Source organism: Streptomyces antioxidans (assembly GCF_000968685.2).
GTDB lineage: Bacteria > Actinomycetota > Actinomycetes > Streptomycetales > Streptomycetaceae > Streptomyces > Streptomyces antioxidans.
In genome coordinates this window covers 1-2,792 of sequence record NZ_LAKD02000184.1, presented here as the reverse complement: position 1 = coordinate 2,792, position 2,792 = coordinate 1, and the positions used below count along the sequence as shown (strand labels likewise).

The 2,792-nt window shown below is 69.6% G+C and carries 2 protein-coding genes; both read left to right on the top strand.

What is annotated here, in order from left to right; genetic code table 11:
- Positions 1–818, top strand: an 818-nt coding sequence (locus VT50_RS37430) for an acyl carrier protein (protein WP_240529486.1), incomplete at its 5' end; no start/stop codon positions are given.
- A gap of 25 nt (positions 819–843) precedes the next feature.
- On the top strand, positions 844–2,792 hold a 1,949-nt coding region (locus VT50_RS37425; protein WP_143645361.1), incomplete at its 3' end, for a type I polyketide synthase.

The following is a 2,792-nucleotide window of genomic DNA, read 5'->3' as shown; positions in this document are numbered from 1 at the left end:
CGGCCACCTCCATCGCCTGGGGCGCCTGGGCCGGGAGCGGCATGGCGGTCGACGGGGTGCTTGAGGAGCAGATGAGGCGGGGCGGCATGGCCCCGATGAGCGCCGAATTGGCGATCTCCGTGCTCCAGCGGGCCATGGACCTGGACGAGGGCTTCCTCCTCGTGGCCGATGCCACATGGGAGCGCCTCGCGGCCGAGCTGGGTGAGGACCGACCGGCACCGCTGCTGGCCGAGCTCACCGAGACACAGCGGCCCAACGCCTCGCAGGTGCCTTCCGGCCCGGCGGCCAACGCGTCGGCGGCGGCGGAGCTGCGTGCGAGCCTGGAGGCGCTGCCCTCGGCGAAGCGTCAGCGCAACCTCCGCAAGCTGGTGCGTCAGCATGTGGCCGCCGTCCTGGTGCACGCGACCCCGGACGCCATCGAGAACGACCGCTCGTTCACCGAGCTCGGCTTCGACTCGCTGACCGCCGTACAGCTGCGCAACCGGCTGGGCGCGATTACCGGCCTGGAACTGCCGACCACATTGGCATTCGACTATCCGAACCTCACCGCACTGGCCGCACACCTGGAGACGGGCATGTTTCCGCAGGGCGGTGGGGCTGAGCAGAACGACCCGGAAGAGGACCGGATACGCGAGGCGCTGGCCGCCATTCCGCTCGCGCGTTTCCGTGAGGCCGGTCTCATGGACACCCTGCTCGAACTGGCCCACCTATCGGAGAACGGTTCCGAGTCGGCGCCGCAAGAAGAGATGAGTAGCGCGGTCGACACGATGGATGTCGATGATCTCGTCCAGAGGGCTCTGGGCGGCGCTGACCTTTGATGTTGTTGGAAGTGTGGAGCTACTGATGGCTACGTCCTCCGAAAGAGTTGTCGAAGCGCTGCGTGCTTCGCTGCGCGAAAACGACCGCCTCAAGCTGCAGAACCAGCGCCTGGTCTCGGCCTCGAAAGAGCCCATCGCCATCGTCGGGATGAGCTGTCGCTTCCCCGGGGGCGTGCGCACCCCCGAACAACTCTGGCAACTCGTCGCGGATGGCGTCGATGCCATCTCCGAGTTCCCGACCGACCGCGGCTGGGACAACGAGTCGCTGTACCACCCGGACCCGGACCATTCGGGGACGAGTTACACCCGCGAGGGCGGATTCCTCTACGACGCCGATGAATTCGACCCGCAGTTCTTCGGAATGTCCCCGCGTGAGGCGCTGGCCATGGATCCGCAGCAGCGGCTGCTGCTGGAGGCCTCGTGGGAGGCGTTCGAACGGACCGGGATCGACCCGGTCTCCCTGCGCAGCAAGCCGGTCGGGGTCTTCGTCGGTACGAGTGGCCTGGACTACGCGACCCACCTCTATGAGGTCGGGGGCGAGCTCGAGGGCTATCTGACGGGCAGCGCGGCCAGTGTGGTGTCGGGCCGCATCTCCTACACCTTCGGCCTCGAAGGACCGGCCGTCACGGTGGACACGGCCTGTTCGTCGTCGCTGGTGGCGCTGCACCTGGCGATCCAGGCGCTGCGCCAGGGCGAGTGCGAGCTGGCGCTCGCCGGTGGGGTGTCGGTCATGTCGTCGCCCGGCTCCTTCATCGAGTTCAGCCGTCAGCGCGGTCTTGCGGTCGACGGGCGGTGCAAGCCGTTCGCGGAGGGCGCCGACGGCACGGGCTGGTCCGAGGGTGTGGGGCTGCTGCTGGTCGAGCGGCTGTCGGACGCGCGCAAGAACGGCCACCCGGTGCTGGCGATCGTGCGCGGTTCCGCGGTCAACCAAGACGGTGCGTCGAACGGTCTGACGGCGCCGAACGGCCCGTCCCAGCAGCGGGTGATCCGGCAGGCGCTGGAGAGCGCGGGGCTGTCCGCGGCCGAGGTGGACGCGGTCGAGGCGCACGGCACCGGGACCACCCTGGGTGACCCGATCGAGGCGCAGGCGCTGCTGGCCACGTATGGCCAGGGGCGGTCCGAGGGGCAGCCGCTGTGGCTGGGCGCCATCAAGTCGAACATCGGCCACACCCAGGCCGCGGCCGGTGTCGCGGGTGTCATCAAGATGGTGATGGCCATGCGGCACGGCACCCTGCCCAAGGTCCTGCATGTGGATGAGCCATCGCGGCAGGTGGACTGGTCAGCCGGTGAGGTACGGCTGTTGACCGAGGCCACCGCATGGCCGGAGACCGGGCAGCCGCGCCGGGCGGGCATCTCCTCGTTCGGGCTGAGCGGGACCAACGCCCACACCATCGTCGAGCAGGCCCCCGACCTGGAAGAGGCCGTGGCCTCTGAGGCCGGTGAGGCGCGGCAGCCCGCCGTTCTGTCGTGGCTGGTGTCCGGCAGGAGCACGGAGGCGCTTTCCGCCCAGGCGGGCCAGCTCCACACCCATATGAGTGCGCGTCCCGAGCTGGCGCCGACCGATGTGGCCTTCTCCCTGGCCACCACCCGTTCGGTCTTCGAGCACCGTGCGGCCGTGGTCGCCGAAGATCGAGACGGCCTCCTGCGCGGTCTGGAGGCGCTGGCTCAGGGCGAGAACTCGGCCCAGGTCGTCCGGGGTGTGGCACGCGTCGAGGACACCGTTGCCTTCCTCTTCTCCGGCCAGGGCGCGCAACGCCTGGGCATGGGGCGGGAGTTGTACGAGGCGTTCCCGGTGTTCGCACGTGCCCTGGACGAGGTGTGCGCGCGTCTGGACGGGCAGCTCGACCGTCCGCTGCGCGAGGTCATGTTCGCGGCCGAGGGCGGTGCGGATGCCGGGCTGCTGGATCAGACGGCGTTCACCCAGCCTGCGCTGTTCGCCTTCGAGGTGGCGTTGTTCCGGCTGCTGGAGCACTG